Genomic DNA, 17,472 nt, shown 5'->3' with positions numbered 1-17,472 from the left:
TACAAGGAGTCCCGTGACTGCACATGAACAATCCGTCCTCTTGGCCCGCCACGCCGCCCGCGCGGCAGCGGACAAGCTGGCCGAGGACATCATCGCCTTGGACGTCAGCGAACGTCTGGCCCTGACCGACGTCTTCCTGATCGCCTCGGCTCCAACCGAGCGCCAGGTCAACGCCATCGTGGACGGCATCGAGGAGGAGCTGCTCAAGCAGGATCTGCGCCCGGTCCGCCGCGAAGGACGTTCCGAAGGCCGCTGGGTCCTGTTGGACTACGCCGACATCGTGGTGCACGTCCAGCACTCCGAGGACAGGGTCTTCTACGCCCTGGAACGCCTGTGGAAAGACTGCCCGGTAGTGGATCTGGAACTCGGTGACGACGCCTCGGCGAAGGCTCCCGCCGTCGAGGAATCCTAGGCGTTAAGGCACCAACCAACTGAATATGCCCGATTTGGAATTTTCGGAAATGCTGTTCTAAGATATTTGAGTTGCTTCGGAGGAATCCGAAAACTGGAGGAGATTTCCAGCCAGTTCACGGCTCGTGAAGCAGCAAGGATATGGGGCTGTGGCGCAGCTGGTAGCGCACCTGCATGGCATGCAGGGGGTCAGGGGTTCGAGTCCCCTCAGCTCCACCATGGAGGCCTTGCTTGGAACGTGGACTAGGTTCATGTTCCGGGCAGGGCCTCATTTTTGTGAGAAGGGGTCCACCCAGCGGGTGATTCCCCTTTTTGTGGTGTGAGGCATCCCCTTGCCGCACCCTCGCTTAGCTGGTGAGTGTATGAAACAGTGGGCTCAGCATGCCTTCACCACTTTGCCAACCGATTACGGTTTACTATGAGGCATTACCGTCCGGCGGATTGCGGTCAATCGCGATCCCACCGCCGAGCAGCCACCGACAATGCAGGGGGATACTCCTTGGTAACTATGGCCGATGTTGCGCGGGTAGCCGGCGTTTCCAGGAGCACTGTGTCCTATGCGCTCAGTGGTGTCCGGCCGATTGCGCCCGAAACGCGGGAGCGCATCCTGCAGGCCATGTCCGACCTTGGCTATACGCCGAACCTGCTCGCCCAGGGTTTGGCCGGCAAACGGACCGGCATCGTCTCCTTGATTTTTCCGGTCGGGGAGCAAGGCATGAACACCACGGAATTCGAGTACGTCCAAGGTGCCGCGGAGCAAGCGCGCGCTGACGGATACCATCTCCTTCTGTGGCCAATGGACCCCGACGACCTGGGCGAGATGCAGCGGATCGTGGCCCAAGGCCTCGTAGATGGAATCCTCCTCATGGAAGTCAGGTCATTCGACGAACGGATTCCAGTCCTTTTGGAAACGGGTGTTCCATTCGTCACGATCGGACGGCCAACGGATGCTGATGGCCTGACGTTCGTGGACGCAGATTTCGAAGCCATGGGGGAGCTGGCAGTGTCGCACCTCGTCAGCTTGGGGCACAGGGAAATCGGCCTTGTCACGCACTCGCGTGAGTCCCTGGACACCGGATACGGCCCGATGGTCCGGTCCTGGGACGCCGTGGCAGCTGCCGCGTCGCGGCACGGGATCACTGCGCGGCTTTTCCCAACCGCGAGCTCGCTTGCCGGTGGTCGCGAGGTGTTCGGTCAGATCCTGGAAGAATCTCCGGAAACAACCGGACTCGTGATGATCAATGAAGCGGCTACCGCAGGGCTTCTGGGTGCCGCTGCGGCCCACGGTTGGCAAGTCCCGGAGTACCTCTCCGTTGTCGCGATCAACACCAGTGCCGGCTCAGCGGAGCGCTTCATGCCGGCCCTTACGACGGCGTCCGCCGAACCGAGCGTCATGGGTCGTGAGGCAGCACAATTCCTTACCCGGCGCCTCAAGAGTGACGGCGCGGATGCCGTGCAGTGGCTCGCTGAACCGGTGCTGACGCTGCGCGGAAGCACCGCTGTGGCACGGACCACCCAGCCGTAGAATCGCCTCGCCGTTCTGGTGCAGTCCGTCAATTCGAGGCATTCATTACGCGCTCCTATCGCACGTGATTGTGACATTTGACACACCGTCGCGCCGCCAACTACTGTCGAGCCATCGACCCGCGTCGACAAGGCGCGTCGACGAACGGCGATGAAATTCCTCCGGATACAACTTGGGGGATGGTCACCGATCAGTGTTCCCGGAGACTAAGGAAGTAAGTCGTGCTTGGAATCATTCGGTACCAATCCTCCGAATTGACGATGCGGTCGATGTCACGCAAACCGGAACGGGAATTCGCCGGCTTCCTGCGCGGATCCACGAGTAGCCGCGTCGACTTGTTCCCGGATCGTAAAGCCCCGGGAATAGTGCATGGACGGAACCTGGAGACCGCTGCCTGCTTCTGAGTTCCGGGACCGGGCGCAGGAGGGGCCAATGATGCCCGTCCCAAGCATGTAAGCGCTTGCCCTGTGCCGGTTGTGCCCGCAAAGGCCTCCCCACCTGGCCCCGCGGTGGTCCCACCCCTAGCCAACATCTCCCCAATCATCACAACAACCTCTTGGAGGTACACCGCATGAAAACGTCGACCAAACCGGCGCTGTCCGCGTTCGAAGGTGGCCGGAAGTGAAAGCGATTCGACGGTTCACGGTACGAACGGTTCTGCCGGAAGCTATAGCCCCGCTCGCCCGATTGGCGAAGAACTTGCGTTGGTCATGGCATTTGCCGACGCGTGAACTGTTCTCCGCGCTGAACGCCGAAGCCTGGGAACAAAGCGAGCATGACCCTATGACTTTCCTGGGCCTGGTCAGCCGCGAGGAACTGCAGGACCTTGCCGCGGATGGCGCCGTCGTCGAGCGCGTGCAGCAGGCGGCGGTGGATCTGGACCGGTATCTGAGTGAGCCGCGCTGGTACCAGGGCCTGGGTCCGGATGCTCCGGCGTGCATCGCGTATTTCTCGCCCGAGTTCGGGATCACCGAGGTGCTTCCGCAGTATTCCGGCGGCCTGGGGATCCTGGCCGGGGACCACCTGAAGGCCGCTTCGGACCTGGGCGTGCCGCTGATCGGCGTCGGGCTGCTGTATCAGGCGGGCTACTTCAAGCAGTCCCTCTCCCGGGACGCCTGGCAGCAGGAGACCTACCCGGTCCTGGACCCGGACGGGCTGCCCCTGACACTGCTGCGTGAGGAAGACGGTTCGCCGGCTCTGGTCACGCTTCCGCTGCCGGGTGACCGGACGCTGCGGGCGCACATCTGGCGTGCCGACGTCGGGCGGGTTCCGCTGCTGCTGCTGGACTCGAACGTCCCGGCCAACGACGATGCCGCGCGCGGGATCACGGACCGGCTCTACGGCGGCGGCGGTGACCACCGCCTGCAGCAGGAACTGCTGCTGGGCATGGGCGGGGTGAAGGCCCTGCGCGTCTACCAGCGCCTCACCGGCACCCCGGCCCCGGAAGTGTTCCACACCAACGAAGGCCACGCCGGGTTCCTGGGCATCGAACGCATCCAGGAACTCATGTCCGCCGAAGCCCCGCTGAGCTGGTCCGAGGCCCTCGCCGCCGGACGCGCGTCCACGGTGTTCACCACCCACACCCCCGTCCCGGCCGGCATCGACCGTTTCGAGGCCGTGCAGATCAGGCACTTCTTCGACGCCGGCCTGGCCCCGGACGTCCCGGTGGAGAAAGTCCTGGACCTGGGCCGGGAAAACTACGACGGCGGCAACCCCGCGGTCTTCAACATGGCCGTCATGGGCCTGCGCCTGGCGCAGCGGGCCAACGGCGTGGCCAAACTCCACGGCGTGGTCTCCCGCGAGATGTTCTCCGGGCTCTGGCCGGGCTTCGACCACTCCGAAATCCCCATCACCTCCGTCACCAACGGCGTCCACGTACCCACCTGGATCGATCCCAAGATGAGCCGGCTCGCCGCAAAGTACTTCGGCAGCACCGACGTGGATGCCACGGGCTGGGACAAGATCTACGACGTAAGCGATGCCGAGCTTTGGGCCCTGCGAGGCGAGTTGCGTTCCGCCTTGGTTGATGACGTGCGCAAGCGCCTGCGATCTTCATGGAAGAAGCGCGGGGCGGCCGATGCGGAGCTGGGCTGGACGGACACCGTGCTGGACCCGGACGTGCTCACGATCGGTTTCGCCCGGCGCGTGCCCACCTACAAGCGCCTGACCCTCATGCTCCGGGACCCGGCCCGCCTCAAGGCGCTGCTGCTGCACCCGAAGCACCCCATCCAGCTGGTCATCGCCGGCAAGTCCCACCCGGCCGATGACGCCGGCAAGAAGATGATCCAGGACCTGGTGAAGTTCACCGACGACCCCGCCGTGAGGCACCGGATCGTGTTCCTGCCCAACTACGACATCGCCATGGCCCGGACCCTGTTCCCGGGCTGCGACGTGTGGCTGAACAACCCGCTGCGGCCCCTGGAGGCCTGCGGCACGTCCGGGATGAAGGCGGCGATCAACGGCTCCCTGAACCTCTCGGTGCTGGACGGCTGGTGGGATGAGATGTACGACGGCGAGAACGGCTGGGCGATCCCGACCGCGAACAACGACGCGTCACCGACCGAACGCGATGACATCGAAGCCGCCGCGCTCTACGAGCTCCTGGAGACCCAGGTGGCGCCGCGCTTCTACGGCTCCACGGTCTCCGCGGACGCCGGCGCGGCCGGGCCCTCGCAGTCGGGCCCGGAAGCCGTGCCGACGCACTGGGTGTCCATGATCAAGCACACCCTGGCCCACCTCGGCCCGGCAGTCTCGGCGGACCGGATGCTGCACGACTACGTCAACACCCTCTACCGCCCGGCAGCTGTGGCCGGCAGGCAAGCGGGAACGGCGTCGTTCAAGGAAGCGAAGGAACTCGCGGCGTGGACCACCAAGGTCCGCAACGCCTGGCCGCAGCTGATCGTGGAACACGTCGATTCCATCGGCGTCTCCGAAGAACCCCAGATCGGCGACACCCTCCAGGTCAACGCCTACATCGCCCTCCACGAACTCACGCCCGAGGACGTGTCGGTTGAAGTGGCGTATGGCAGGGCTCAGGACGGGGACGAGCTGGAGGATGTTGCTCTGGTCGAGCTGACCGAAACGGAGGACCTCGGCAACGGGCGCCACCTGTTCACCGGGTCCATCCTGATCAACCGCTCCGGATCGTTCGGCTACACCGTCCGGGTCTTCCCGAAGCACCCCTCCCTGGCCTCGAAGGCCGAACTGGGACTGATCGCGAACGCCTAAGAAATGCGCCCCCGCTGCGGTTCGAGCAGCGGGGGCGCGTTCCGTTAAAGGGGGCGTCGCCCAGCGGCAACGTTGCTTTCGTAGTTCAGCCGCAGCCGCAGCTTTCCCGCACTACAAGCTCCACGGGTAGCTCTTTGGACACCGGCTCGGATCCGGGATTGGCGATCTGGTGGATGAGGATGCTGGCGGCGGCACGCCCCAGGGCGATCATGGGCTGTCGGACGGTGGTGAGCGTGGGGCGATTGACCCGGCCCGCCGCCAATCCATCGAAACCCGTGACCGCAATCTGTCCCGGCACTTCCACTCCGGCCCGTTCCAGGGCATCCAGATACAGGAGTGCCTCGGCATCGACGGAACAGACAAGTGCTTCAGGAAGTGCGGCGCCCGATAACAGCCCATGGATAGTCGCGTCCGAGTCCGCAGCCAGGTCCACCCCGGCGCCCAACGTGCCGTTCGCGTCCCGCCCCGGTGCCGGCAGCGTTTGGGTGTCCAACCCCGCCTCTGCCATGGCCAGGAGGTATCCGGCGAAGCGCTGTTCACGGTCCGGAGAGCCGGACGGGCCCACAAAAGTGATGGCGCGGTGTCCGTGGTGCTGGATCAAATGGTTCGTGAGGACCCGCATGCCTTCGGTGTTCTCCACCGAGACGCGGTTCAGCCCGGTCTCCTCCGGTGGATCGGCAAGCTCCACTACCGGAATCCGTTCCGCGATCCGCCGCAGGACCTCGACCGGAAAAGTATTGGGGAACACCGCAAGGCCGTCCACACGGCCGGCAATGTCGTTGATGTCCGCCTCGGATCTGCCGCCACCACCCTCTCCGACCATGAGAACGAAGCCCCGCCTGCGGCATTCCATTTCGACGCCCCGCTGCACCTCGTCGTGATACAGCGGGAAGAGCCGAAACTCCCCGTTGGCGTCGTCGGAGAACAGATCACGGGGCAGGAGAGCGTCCGCATCGCCGGGGACGCGGGCCGCGCCAGCGCCGGACCGGTTGAAGTAGTCGTAGGAGAAAAGGCCGATTGCTCCCGTTTTCCCCCGGGCCAGGCCCCTCGCGCTGGCACTTGGAAGGTAACCGAGTTCGTGCGCAGCCTCCATCACCAATGTCCTGGTGGATTCGCGCACCCGGTGCGGCTGGGTGAAGGAGAGCGATACCGTTGCAATCGAGACGGCGGCGCGCTCGGCGACGTCGTAGATTGTCGGTTTCTTGGCCATGGCGACTCCTTTTCCGCCCCTCAGTCTAGGCGCATGCCCAGCCATGGAGGCTCGTAGCATGCCCCAATCCGGAAACGGCGAAAAGTCGAAGCGCTTAACTGATTGACGCTGTTCGGAGGCCCATGAAAGCGTATTTATTGGCCCCAACCCGGAATACGCGAAAAGACAGGAATACCGTGGGCATTCAGCAACAAGCAACGTCAGCACGCCTCAAAGTGGGCGTTGTGGGCATCGGATGGGCTGGCCAACAGCACCTTAAGGCTTACAGCGCCATCGAAGGCGTGGATATCGTCGCCGTCGCCGGGATGGAAGAAGACCTCCTAGCCCAGATGAAGCAGGAATACGGCATTCCGCATGCTTTCGCACGCTGGGAAGACATGATCGGGCTGGAAGGTTTGGATGCGATCAGCGTGGCCGTTCCGACCTTCCTGCACGCTCCGATTTCCATAGCGGCCCTGGAGCGTGGACTGCACGTACTGAGCGAAAAGCCACTGGCACGCAACGGCGACGAAGGACGCGCCATGGTCGAGGCGGCCCGGAAGGCCGGCCGGGTCCTGGACGTTGCGTTCAACCACCGCCGCCGTGGCGACATTCAAAAACTCAAGAGCATCATCGACGACGGCGGACTCGGACGTCCGTACTACGCCAAGGGCTCCTGGCTGCGCCGCGCCGGCATCCCGACCCTGGGCAGCTGGTTCACCAATCCGGAACTGGCCGGCGGCGGTCCACTGGCTGACATCGGAGTCCACGTGTTGGACTACTCGCTCCACCTTTTGGGCGAGCCCAAGGTCCTGTCCGTCTCGGCGCAGACCCACTCGGAGCTAGGGCCGCGGGGCCGCGGCGGCAACTCCCGGTACACCGCAGGGCCCGCGAGCCACAAGTTCGAAGTAGAGGACTTCGCCACTGCCTTCATCCGGCTCGAAGGCGGCGGTACCCTGATCCTCGAAGCGGGTTGGGCGAGCTACCGCGAGGTGGACGACCTGCTCGACTTCACGGTCTACGGGACCGACGGCGGTGCCGAACTACGCGCCGCCGGGGCGCCGCTGCAGCCCGTCGGCAGCTTGAAGATCTTCACGGAGAAGGACGGCGAGAACGCCGACTACGAGCCCGAAGCGATTCCAGGCCTTGCCCATCAGGCCGTCGTCGACGACTTCATCGCCGCCGTCCGCGGCGGGGAGACCGTCTGGGGACAACACGACGGATCGCTCGCCCTGAGCCGCGCCCTCATCCTTGATGCCTGCTACAAGTCCGCCCTCGAACAACGCGAAGTGGTGCTCTGATGACCGACAAGAAACTGAAGATCGTCGTCTGGAACGAAGCCGTCCACGAGGCCCGCAACCAACCGGACTCCATGGCGGAAATGTACCCGGACGGCATCCACGGTGCCATCGCGGCGGGTCTGCGGGGCTACTACCCGGATGCTGAAATCACGACGGCGACCCTCGCCGATCCCGAACACGGGCTGGACGAGGAAACCCTTGCCGCCACCGACGTCCTGCTCTGGTGGGGGCACATCGCCCACAACGAGGTCAGCGATGAGGCAGTGGAACGCGTCCAGCGGCATGTCCTGGGCGGGATGGGACTCGTGGTGCTGCACTCAGGGCATTTCGCGAAGATCTTCACCCGGCTGTTGGGCACCACGTGTTCGCTCAAGTGGCGCAACGACGGCGAACGCGAGCTCGTGTGGACGGTCAAGCCATCGCATCCGATCGCGGCCGGCGTCGAGAGCCCCATCCTGATCCCCAAGCAGGAGATGTACGGCGAACTCTTCGACATTCCGGAGCCGGACGACCTGATCTTCATCAGCTCCTTCGAAGGCGGCGAGGTGTTCCGCTCCGGCGTGACGTTCTCCCGCGGCAAGGGGCGGATCTTCTACTTCAGCCCCGGCGACCAGGAGTACCCCGTTTACCACCAGCCGCAGATCCAGAGGGTCATCGCGAACGGCGTGGGCTGGGCAGCGCAGCCCGAACAGTTCCGGGATGCTCCGGGAGTGACCAACCCCGCCCGGGCCTGGTTTTTGGCTACCTGAAATCGCGGGAGTTGGACTTCACTGTCAGGACCAGGGGTTCGAGCTTGTCCGCCACGAGATTGGTGACTCCTTCCGGCGATCGTTCAAGGAACCCCCTGACGATCAGCGCGGATGATTCCCGGGCGACGCGGCGATGCCTCTTCCAGAGGCCAACGCTGCAGATGACGTTGAGGATGCCGCTCTCGTCCTCCAGATTGACGAAGGTGATCCCTTGCGCGGTCTGGGGGCGTTGGCGGTGGGTCACGACGCCGGCCACTTCAACACGCGTGCCGGACTCGACCTGGGAGAGCCGGTCCACCCGCAGCACCCCTCTGGAATCCAGGGCTCCGCGGGCATGGCGCATCGGATGGTCATCGGTACTGATTCCTGTGGCCCACATGTCGTAGGCAACATTTTCCAGGGGGGAGAGCTCGGGCAGCAGCGGCGGCTGGACGGCGACGCGGGTCCCCGGCAATTGTCCTTCCCGCTCGAGCGCGGCATCTCCGGCCTGCCACAACGCTTCGCGGCGGTTCATCCCCAGCGAATCCAGTGCGCCGGCTGAAGCGAGTGCCTCCAGCTGGTCCGCGCTGAGATTCGCACGGCGGGACAAATCCGCCATATCCCCGTAGGCACCATGCTCCTCACGCTCGGTGACGATCCGCTTCGCCACCTCGGCACCGATGGACGTCACGCCGTCGAGCCCCAACCGCACAGCGTGCGAGCCATCCCGCCGGTGCAGGTGGTCCTCACGTGGTCGATCCTGCTGGAAGAGGCCGATCTCCGGCTGGTGGAAGTCCAGGCAGGAAGCCATGCCGCCTGCCTGGCCCGCTTCGGTACTTGTAGCCTCGTCGAGCACTTCGAGGGTCGCCTCGGCAAGGGAATGCAGTACATCAGGACGCAACACCTGGACCCCGTGCCTGCGGGCATCCGCCACGAGGGTTTGCGGGGAGTAGAAGCCCATGGGTTGTGCCCGGAGCAGGGACGCGAGGAACGCGCCGGGGTAGTGCAGCTTCAGCCACGAGCTTGCGTAGACCAACACCGCGAAGCTCAAGGAGTGGGATTCCGCGAAACCGAAGTTGGCAAAGGCCTGGATCTTGCCGTAGATGGCGTCGGCGTCGTCGTTGCTGATTCCGTTGGCCGCCATCCCCGCATAGAGCTTGGCCTCGAGGGACTCGATCTTCTCCCGGCCCCGCTTGGAGCCCATCGCGCGGCGGAGCAGGTCCGCATCCTCGGCAGTGCAGCCACCCACGGCAACTGCCATCTGCATCAGCTGCTCCTGGAACAAGGGCACACCCAAGGTCCGCTTCAGCACGGGCTCCAGCAATGGATGAAGATACGTGACTTTTTCCGTGCCTGCACGGCGTCGGATGTACGGGTGGACGGCGCCGCCTTGGACGGGACCCGGGCGGATCAGCGCGATTTCGACCACCAGATCGTAGAATTCCCTCGGTTTCAGCCGGGGCAGAGTGCTGATCTGGGCCCGTGATTCCACTTGGAAGACCCCGATCGAGTCGGCCCGGCAGAGCATGTCGTAGACGGCCGGTTCTTCCCGCGGGATGGTCTCGATTGTCCAACGCTCCCCGAAATGCTTGTCGATCAAATCGAAGGAGTACTGCAGTGCGGCGAGCATGCCCAGGCCGAGAAGGTCGAACTTGACCAGGCCCATCCATTCGCAATCGTCCTTGTCCCATTGCAGGACCGTGCGGTTTTCCATCCGGGCACGTTCGATGGGTACCACCTCGCCGACAGGCCGTTCGGTGAGGACCATACCGCCGGAGTGGATGCCCAGGTGCCGGGGGAAGCCCAGTATCTGGTCAGCAAGTTCCAGGACCGGGGCCGGGATGTTGTTGGTCTTGCCTTCGCTGAGATCGCCCCAGTGATCGAGCCGCTTGGACCACGCGTCCTGCTGGCCCTGGCTGTAGCCGAGCGCCTTGGCGATGTCCCTGACGGCGTTCTTCGGCCTGTAACTGATGACATTCGCTACTTGGGCCGCGTTGAACCGTCCGTATTTGCGGTAGACGTACTGGATGACTTCTTCCCGCCGGTCCGAGTCGAAATCGACGTCGATGTCCGGTTCTTCCTCGCGGAGGCTGGAGAGGAAACGCTCGAACGGAAGGTTGTAGAAGATACTGTCGACGGCGGTGATCCCCAGCGCGTAGCAGACAGCCGAGTTCGCCGCGGAACCCCGGCCTTGGCAGAGGATGCCGCTGGAACGCGCGAACTGCACGATGTCGTGCACAATCAGGAAATAGCCGGGGAAGTTCTTCGCCTCGATCACTGCGAGTTCCTGCTCGATCCGGCTATGGACCCGTTCGTCGGCATACGGGTATTTGTCCCTGACACCTTCTTCAACAAGTTGCCGGAGCCAGGTGATAAGACTGTGCCCGGCAGGAACATCAAGCTTGGGGAGCTTCGGGCGGGCTGCCCGTAACTGGAACGCAAGCTCGTCGGCGATTTCGACAGTCCGCTCGACCGCGCCGGGGTAGCGGGCGAACCGTGCTGCCATCTCGGAACCGCTCCGCAGATGGGCGCCGCTGTTTGCGGGCAGCCACCCGTCGAGTTCCTCCAGGCTGCGGCGTGCCCGGACAGCCGCCATGGCCGTTGCCAGCGGGTATCCCTCGGGGGACGCATAATGTACGGCGTTGCTGGCGATGAAAGGTATCCCCGCCCGCTCGGCAATACGGACAAGGGCGTCGTTGTGGCTGCTGTCGAGGGGATTCCCGTGATCGAACAGCTCCACCACCACGTTTTCCCGCCCGAATCTCTCGATCAACGCATCCACCTCAAAGGCAGCGGCTTGCTCGCCGTCGCTCATGAGGGCCCTCCGGACTGAGCCTTTACGGCATCCGGTCAGCACCAGGCAGTGGTCCCTCAGGGTATGCGCCAGCTCATCGAGGTCGTAGATGGGATGGCCCTTCTCCGCATCGGCTGCCAGATGGGCGGACGTCATCGCCCCTGCCAATCGGTGGTAGCCCTCTTCCTTCCGGGCGAGGACGAGCAAATGGTCACCTTCGGGGTCGGCTTCCCCTTGCTGGGGTTTGCTGAGCCCGAGCGACAGCTCAGCGCCGAACACGGTCTTTAGCTCATAGGCTTCTGCGGCCTCCGCCATTCGCACGATCCCGTAGAAGCCGTCGTGATCGGTCAGTGCGAGGGCATGGATACCCAGCCGGACCGCCTCCTCAACCAGTTTCTCGGGTGAGGAGGCGCCGTCCAGGAAGCTGTAGTGCGAATGCGCGTGCAGTTCGGCATAAGGCACGACGGCGGCATCCGCCCTCGATGCGACCCCTGCGGGATCGAGGGGGACAGGACGGTAAGGCCCGCGTTTCCTCGACCAGGCCGGGCTGTCACCGCCGTCTCCTTTGGCCTTGCCGATCTCCGGCACTCGCCGGTCCGAGAGGGTGCGTTCGAACTCCGACCATGGGATTGACGGGTTGTTCCAAGCCATCTTTGTCTTCCTGACTAGAGTTCAGCGTCTGGTGTTCAGTCGTAGCGGGCCTCTGCCCACCAGTTCTGCTCGTCCAGGAGAAGGAGCCAGGCCTCTCCATTCCCGTCCACAAGCTGGAACCGGTCCGCTTCAAGGCGATGGTCGGCGTCCCACCATCTCTGCCGCAGCGGCCAAGGGCCGGCCCACTGAGCTACCAGTCGTCGTCGTGCGGGGTCTCCGCCGGGACAGAACCACATAGGCGGGGCAATCAACCCGCCACGGTGGTCTGTACGGACTTTTTCCTTGTTCGCATCAAGCAGCAGGACAGGGATAAGGGAGGCGAACACCGTGGCGGGCTGCGGGTCTGGAATCCTTCCGGGCCACGGCCTGCTGGCCAGGGCTGCCGATCCCGCGGGCAAGGCATCTCCCCAAGGAACCAAACGGCGCCGCTCGGCCAGCAAGCGGCCTCCGGAGACCGCAGGCACGACCACAGCTTCATGCCCCAACATGCTTTGGATCCGGCTGAGTCCATGATGAATCTGTTCCTCGGCTCCGTCTCCAAAGAGCGCCCGCCCATGATGGGCGATGGAGTCCACCCGGACGGGGACGAACTCGACCCGCGTGACCGGCGACGACAGTCCGCCGCGAGCCATGCCGCCGTCGTGCATTCCGCCGTCGACTGTTTTATCGGTGGCGCGGGCGGGGGGCTGTGACTGAAGCTGCCAGCGCACCCTGTCCACGACGTCGCTGGCCGTGAAATGGCGGGGGTGGCCCCACGTCCGCTCCGAGCGGCTCCCTGCATCGTCAGTGATCAGAACCCTTAGCTCGGTGCAGACCAAGCCTTCAGTCTGCACCTCGGCTACGAAGGCGTCTGCCGTGGCGCGGAGCTGAAAGGCGAGTTGGTCAACCCGGTCCAGGCCGGGTTCGAAGTCCGCCCGTTGTTCAAGTTTCCGCGGGGGAGTCCGGGGGATCACCTTGCGGGGATCCTGGCCGCTCGCCAGGGCGTGCGCAGTGACTCCGGCCGCCCCGAAACGGGCGCGGATATCGGCAGCGGGAAGATTGGCGAAATTCCCCAAAGTGAGGATGCCAAGGCGTTTGAGCAAGGAAGCTAGTTTCGGTTGCCCTAGTACTTCCACTGGAAATGGAGCCAGGAAATCCCGGGAAGAACCCGCCGGGAGCACAAGAACGGCAGAGAGTTCGCTGGTGCTCCGGGCTGCTTGCTCGGCGGCAAACACGGAATCCGCAATCCCCACACGGGCCTCCACACCAAGGCTGTCCGCCGATTCAAGCACAGCACCTGCGGCCGCTTCCTCTCCGCCGTAATATCGGGTGGCACCCTTGGCCCGGATAGCGCATAGTCCGGGGCGAAGCACTTCCACGCCAGGAGTCCGTTCCTCGAGTGACGAGACCACGGGCTCGAATTCCCTCGCATCCCGCACCGGATCAACAGCACACACCACTAATTCAGGGCAGCGGGTCTGCGCTTCCCTTAGCCGCAAGCCCCGGACTACTCCCTCTGCCCGGGCTTCCGCGGAGCAGGCAGCTATGACACCTTTGGCTACGACTGCCGCGGGTACATCAGGCGGCAGGGCATCTGCCAAGCGGGCGGCGACAAGGGGCCAATCCGGGAACCATGTCACCAACGCGCGCACCGGGGTTTCAAGTTGAAACAGCATCATGCTCCCATCCGGTGGCGGGACAGATCTACCGGGCCACTGTCCGCAAGATCCACGGAGGCCCTGCGGGAACTGCCCCTCAAAGCGACTTGGAGCTCGAGCTCCTGCTTGGCGAGATGTCCGTGGCCCTGTCCGAGCCCCGCCCACTCATATCCATTCACTTGTAAGACGGCTTCACTCTGCGGCCAGGGTCCCATGACAAGGAGGACGGAACTCCGTTCCCGGAGCCTGGCTCCCAAGCGTGCAGCCTCGGCTGGTGCGACTCTTTCCGGAGCGCGTGCAAGGACCACCGAGAGCACGTCCGCCATGGCAGCGATCACCTGCGTCCAGCTGGTCCCGGGGTCAGGCACCAGCACCAGCCGGTCGAGCGCAATGCCGAAACCTGCTGCCGCCTCGACCCCGAAGTCAGGCAGCCCAGCTACCCCGCACCAGGAGCCATTGAGGGACGGTCCGGCCAACAATGCCATGGCCAGGGACATGGATCCCTGTATGGAGTACGCCGCTCCCGGGCGCAGTCCCCCCGGAAGGAGCCTGCTGAGTGAGGGGAGCACTGGAAGCGAACGTTCGCTTCCGCGCTTGCCCTGCATGAGGTGGATCTGCGCCTGCAAGTCATCGCGCAGCGAAGCCGGCGAAGCGGAAGACAGGCGGGATGACATACTTCAATTTTCGAACATATATTCGAATGAGTCAATTGGAGGCCGGAGCCCCCTGCGAGCGCGACCACGTCACGCTCGACAGCGAAACGGCCAGGATCGAAGCGAGGATCAACGCCGAGGCCGGGGCGGCAACGGCCCAAGGGGCACGCTCCACGTAGTTGATACCCTCGGCGAGGATCAGGCCCCACTCGGGCGACGGCTGGTGGGGGCCGAGGCCGAGGAATCCCAAAGCAGCCAAGGCGAGCGCGATTCCCGGTACCCGGAGCATCGAATGCCTGAACACCGGGCCAAGGATGGCCGGGAGGATATAGCGCCAGAGGATGCGGACCCGCCCCACACCCAGGACCGGAAGGATCTTCACGTGGGGCTGGGCCCTGGCCTCCTGCGCCAAGGCCGCTGTGTGGGCGGCGAGGGGTGCCCAACTGACCAGGGTGACGGCTATCGCCGCACCTTCGGCAGACGGCCCGGTCACCACGGCAACGATCAGGCCGGCCAGGATGGGCGGAGCGGCGTTGGCTACTTCAAGGGGACCAGTCGCCGCGAGCGGGAAGAGCCCGACGACGATCCCGATCACAAGGCAAGCCAGCACCACGAGCAGAGCCGTTCCCAGCGTGGACACGGCACCGTGCCCCACCCTGGCAAGGAGGTCCCGTCCGCTCGCGTCGGCCCCGAAGGGCAGCTCGAAGCCCGGGCCGGCAAGCCGCGCATGGCTCGAGGTGAATGGGTCGCGAAGCAATCCCGCGACGACGATGAGCAGCAACGCTCCTGCCGCAACGAGCGGAACCGCGGCATCCCGCCGTCGTGATCTTCCCGGCCAGTCCGGGACCGGAACTGTCCCAGAGCGCAGCGCCGCTCCCATGAGAAGGTATCGGGCCGCGGCGCTGAGGGAACCGGCTGCGATGGCCAGCATGAGAAGGGCCAGTACTCCGGCCTGCAACGCGGGTATGTCCTGGGCGCTCGCCGCGCCCAGGACCGCGCGGCCCAAACCGGGAATCGCGAAGACCTTCTCCACGGCAACCGCCCCGCCGGTGAGGCCAATCAGGACAAGCCCGATCTGGCTCATCACCGATGGCAGGGCCCGGCGGAGTACCGCACCGGTGAGCCTCGCGCGGCTGGCTCCGGCCATGGCCCACGTGGCCACCCATTTTTCGGCGAACGCCAGGCTGATGGCGTCGGAAAGCAACCGCCCGATGAGCCCGCCGGCGGGCAGACCGAGGGCGAGGGCCGGCAACACCGCGTGGTCCAGGCCCTGCCAGCCATACGGCGGGAACCAGCCCAGCCACACCGCACCGACGACAAGGAGCATCGCCGCGAGGAGGAACTCGGGGAGGGCGGTCATGGCTGCCGCCACGACGCCGGAACCTCGGCCCGGGTTCCCGGCCAGTCCGCGAATCACGGAAGGAACGCACAGTGTGGTGGCCACCACCGTCGCAACGGCCACCGCGCAGGCCATCAGCGTAACGGAGACTCCGAGAGTTTCCAGGGTGCCGGGACCAACAGGGGTGTTGGTGATCCAGGAATTCCCCATGTCCCCGCGCAAAAGGCCCCCGGCCCAGTCGAGGAAGATGCGCACCGGTCCTCGATCGAGTCCGAGCTCCGCGCGGATCATGCCCAGCGTTTCATCAATCGCTTCCCGGTCGGCGTAACGGGCCCTCAGGATGGTGTATTCCGGGCTTTGTCCCGATAGCCACGGCAAGATCCCGATCAGCACAACTATGGCGAAGAGTGCCACGGCCCGGGAAGCCGCGGTTTTGATGAACGCCGGGCTCCGCATCAGCCGGCGATTCCTGTCTTGCTCGTGATCAGGGCGCGCTCGCGGGGATCACGTTCGACGTTGTGGATCCTGGCTGATTCGCCTTGGATGACGCGTTCGTGCAGCAGCGGCACGGCCGCATCCTTCGCGAGGATCAGTGCTTCGGCGGCGGCAATTGCCGCCCGGCGCTCCGGGCCTGCCGGGATGGCGGCGGCCTTGCTCAGTGCTGCGTCCACCTCCGGATCGCAGAACTGGGAGATGTTGAAGGAGCCTTTGCAGGAGAAGTCGCTGAACATGTAGGCGACGGGGTCGCCGGAGTCGAGGACCGTGGCCCGGGACAGGATGAAGGCATCGAACTTGCCGGCCAGGGCGTCTGCCTCGATGTGCTGGTACTCGCGGACTTCCTGCTCCACGATGAAGCCGGCGGCTTCGAGCTGCTGCTCAAGCTGCACGGCGACCTCGGGCAGTTCGGCCCGATCGGTGAACGTGCCGAGTTTGATGTGGCGGCCATTGGCGGGTGCCGCTTCCCCCCGCTTCTTCAGGGTTTCAATGTATGTGGTGTTTTGCCGCTCCTTGGCCGCCCAGGGGAGAGCTGGGCCCAAGAGGCCTTCGGCGATGTCCGCACGTCCTTCGTAGACCCGGTCAACAATGGTGGCCCGTTGGACCGAGGTGCGTGCCGCTGCCCGGACCGACGGATCCGCGAAGGGACCCGCCTTGGTGTTCAAGTAGAGGGTATTGGTGCGGGGCATGGGGACTTCGTGAACCAAGTCCGCCTTGATCTGGGCGACCTGGCCTACGGGAATGGCCTCCACGACGTCGGCAGTTCCAGTCCTCAGCGCGGCCGCGCGCGCCGTGCCGTCGGGAACGTATTGGACGTCGACCCCGCTGCTTGCCGCTTTTTCGCCCCAGTAGTCGGCGAAGCGGTTGAGTGTTGCCGAGCTGGTGCCGTCCGCGGAAGCAAGGACGTAGGGGCCGGTTCCTGCGTTGATGGGGCTGACGACCCCGACGGGCTTGTAGGCGGACGCGGCGAGGATGGAAAGCTGCGGGCTGGAAAGCCGCTGCGGAACCAGCGGGTCGTCCGTTTGGGTGGTGACGACGACGGCGTTCCCGCCGTCCGTCCGGACGCTCAGCTGGACGCCGTCGAGGATCCGTGGCTTGGGCTTTGCGTTGGCCGCCGCCGTCAGCGATGCCGTCACTTGCTCGGCCGTCAGAGGCGTTCCGTCATGGAATTTCACGCCTGCGCGGAGTTCGAAGCGCCAGTTCCTGCTGTCCAGTTGCTTCCAGGCTGTTGAAAGCGATGGCTGGGCGTCGCCAAGGGCATCCAGGACAACCAGCGTCTCGGCGGTCTTCCACCGTGAGAGTTTGAAGGCATCGTCGCTCAGTGGGGTGAGCCCTGAACGGGGTGGCTGCAACATGGCTACTTTGATTCGGGAGTCGTTGCTGGTGACCGATGATGTGTTGCCTTGGGCGAAGCAAGCACTGAGTGCTGCGGCCATTGCGAAGGAGAGGAGTATCGCGGCAACTGCTTTTGGACGTGGAATAGCCATGGATGGATGCCTTCTTTCGTGGGTGCGAGTGGAT

The 17,472-nt window shown here is 64.8% G+C and carries 11 protein-coding genes and 1 tRNA gene; 6 read left to right on the top strand and 6 right to left on the bottom strand.

Going from position 1 to position 17,472, the window contains the following annotated elements; translation table 11 throughout:
* Window positions 1-13: 13 nt before the first annotated feature.
* The 4 genes from rsfS (at window position 14) to glgP (ending at window position 5,164) form a co-directional block, all read left to right on the top strand.
* Window positions 14-412: a ribosome silencing factor gene (gene rsfS / locus ACSKT0_RS15075; protein ID WP_059389355.1), complete on the top strand. Its 399-nt coding sequence runs from the start codon at window positions 14-16 to the stop codon at window positions 410-412.
* A gap of 142 nt (window positions 413-554) precedes the next feature.
* Window positions 555-630 (top strand) — tRNA-Ala (locus ACSKT0_RS15070).
* A gap of 289 nt (window positions 631-919) precedes the next feature.
* The gene (locus tag ACSKT0_RS15065) at window positions 920-1,936 is read left to right on the top strand and encodes a LacI family DNA-binding transcriptional regulator (RefSeq protein ID WP_437770531.1); all 1,017 of its coding nucleotides are present in this window, start codon (window positions 920-922) and stop codon (window positions 1,934-1,936) included.
* A 621-nt stretch (window positions 1,937-2,557) separates the two neighbouring features.
* Window positions 2,558-5,164 (top strand): alpha-glucan family phosphorylase, encoded by a 2,607-nt coding sequence (glgP, locus tag ACSKT0_RS15060; RefSeq protein WP_437770530.1) that lies wholly within the window; start codon window positions 2,558-2,560, stop codon window positions 5,162-5,164.
* 85 nt (window positions 5,165-5,249) lie between these two features.
* Here the strand turns inward: glgP and ACSKT0_RS15055 are convergent, their stop codons facing one another.
* On the bottom strand, window positions 5,250-6,374 hold the full coding sequence (locus tag ACSKT0_RS15055; protein ID WP_437770529.1) for a LacI family DNA-binding transcriptional regulator: 1,125 nt from the start codon (window positions 6,372-6,374) through the stop codon (window positions 5,250-5,252).
* A gap of 176 nt (window positions 6,375-6,550) precedes the next feature.
* On the opposite strand from ACSKT0_RS15055, the gene ACSKT0_RS15050 reads away from it, so the two are divergent.
* Entirely contained in the window at window positions 6,551-7,654 is a 1,104-nt protein-coding gene (locus ACSKT0_RS15050; RefSeq protein ID WP_437770528.1) for a Gfo/Idh/MocA family protein, read from the top strand.
* Window positions 7,654-8,403: a ThuA domain-containing protein gene (locus ACSKT0_RS15045; protein WP_437770527.1), complete on the top strand. Its 750-nt coding sequence runs from the start codon at window positions 7,654-7,656 to the stop codon at window positions 8,401-8,403. The genes ACSKT0_RS15050 and ACSKT0_RS15045 overlap by 1 nt, the downstream gene beginning before the upstream one ends.
* Here the strand turns inward: ACSKT0_RS15045 and ACSKT0_RS15040 are convergent.
* The 5 genes from ACSKT0_RS15040 to ACSKT0_RS15020 are packed head-to-tail and all read right to left on the bottom strand — an operon-like array spanning window position 8,396 to window position 17,438.
* Entirely contained in the window at window positions 8,396-11,827 is a 3,432-nt protein-coding gene (locus ACSKT0_RS15040; protein ID WP_437770526.1) for an error-prone DNA polymerase, read from the bottom strand. The genes ACSKT0_RS15045 and ACSKT0_RS15040 overlap by 8 nt on opposite strands.
* Window positions 11,828-11,862: 35 nt before the next feature.
* Complete coding sequence (locus ACSKT0_RS15035; RefSeq protein WP_437770525.1) at window positions 11,863-13,485, bottom strand: DNA polymerase Y family protein; 1,623 nt, start codon at window positions 13,483-13,485, stop codon at window positions 11,863-11,865.
* The gene (locus ACSKT0_RS15030; RefSeq protein WP_437770524.1) at window positions 13,482-14,138 is read right to left on the bottom strand and encodes a hypothetical protein; all 657 of its coding nucleotides are present in this window, start codon (window positions 14,136-14,138) and stop codon (window positions 13,482-13,484) included. Before ACSKT0_RS15030 ends, ACSKT0_RS15035 begins: the two co-directional genes overlap by 4 nt.
* A 31-nt stretch (window positions 14,139-14,169) precedes the next feature.
* A complete protein-coding gene (locus tag ACSKT0_RS15025) occupies window positions 14,170-15,912 on the bottom strand; it encodes an ABC transporter permease subunit (protein WP_437770523.1) in 1,743 nt (580 codons plus the stop codon).
* Window positions 15,912-17,438 carry an ABC transporter substrate-binding protein gene (locus ACSKT0_RS15020; RefSeq protein ID WP_437770522.1) on the bottom strand — a complete coding sequence of 509 codons (1,527 nt, stop codon included), beginning with the start codon at window positions 17,436-17,438 and terminating at the stop codon, window positions 15,912-15,914. The genes ACSKT0_RS15025 and ACSKT0_RS15020 overlap by 1 nt, the downstream gene beginning before the upstream one ends.
* Window positions 17,439-17,472 lie beyond the last annotated feature (34 nt).

It is taken from the genome of Arthrobacter sp. KNU40, assembly GCF_051515115.1.
Taxonomy (GTDB): Bacteria; Actinomycetota; Actinomycetes; order Actinomycetales; family Micrococcaceae; genus Arthrobacter.
The sequence above is the reverse complement of the archived record's forward strand: the minus strand, read 5'-3'. Positions and strand labels throughout refer to the sequence as shown.

Coding starts and splice junctions, on each gene's coding strand:
- ACSKT0_RS15065 (WP_437770531.1), top strand. CDS start 920: ATGGCCGATGTTGCGCGGGTAGCCGGCGTTTCCAGGAGCACTGTGTCC.
- ACSKT0_RS15055 (WP_437770529.1), bottom strand. CDS start 6,374: ATGGCCAAGAAACCGACAATCTACGACGTCGCCGAGCGCGCCGCCGTC.
- ACSKT0_RS15045 (WP_437770527.1), top strand. CDS start 7,654: ATGACCGACAAGAAACTGAAGATCGTCGTCTGGAACGAAGCCGTCCAC.
- ACSKT0_RS15040 (WP_437770526.1), bottom strand. CDS start 11,827: ATGGCTTGGAACAACCCGTCAATCCCATGGTCGGAGTTCGAACGCACC.
- ACSKT0_RS15035 (WP_437770525.1), bottom strand. CDS start 13,485: ATGATGCTGTTTCAACTTGAAACCCCGGTGCGCGCGTTGGTGACATGG.
- ACSKT0_RS15030 (WP_437770524.1), bottom strand. CDS start 14,138: ATGTCATCCCGCCTGTCTTCCGCTTCGCCGGCTTCGCTGCGCGATGAC.
- ACSKT0_RS15025 (WP_437770523.1), bottom strand. CDS start 15,912: ATGCGGAGCCCGGCGTTCATCAAAACCGCGGCTTCCCGGGCCGTGGCA.
- ACSKT0_RS15020 (WP_437770522.1), bottom strand. CDS start 17,438: ATGGCTATTCCACGTCCAAAAGCAGTTGCCGCGATACTCCTCTCCTTC.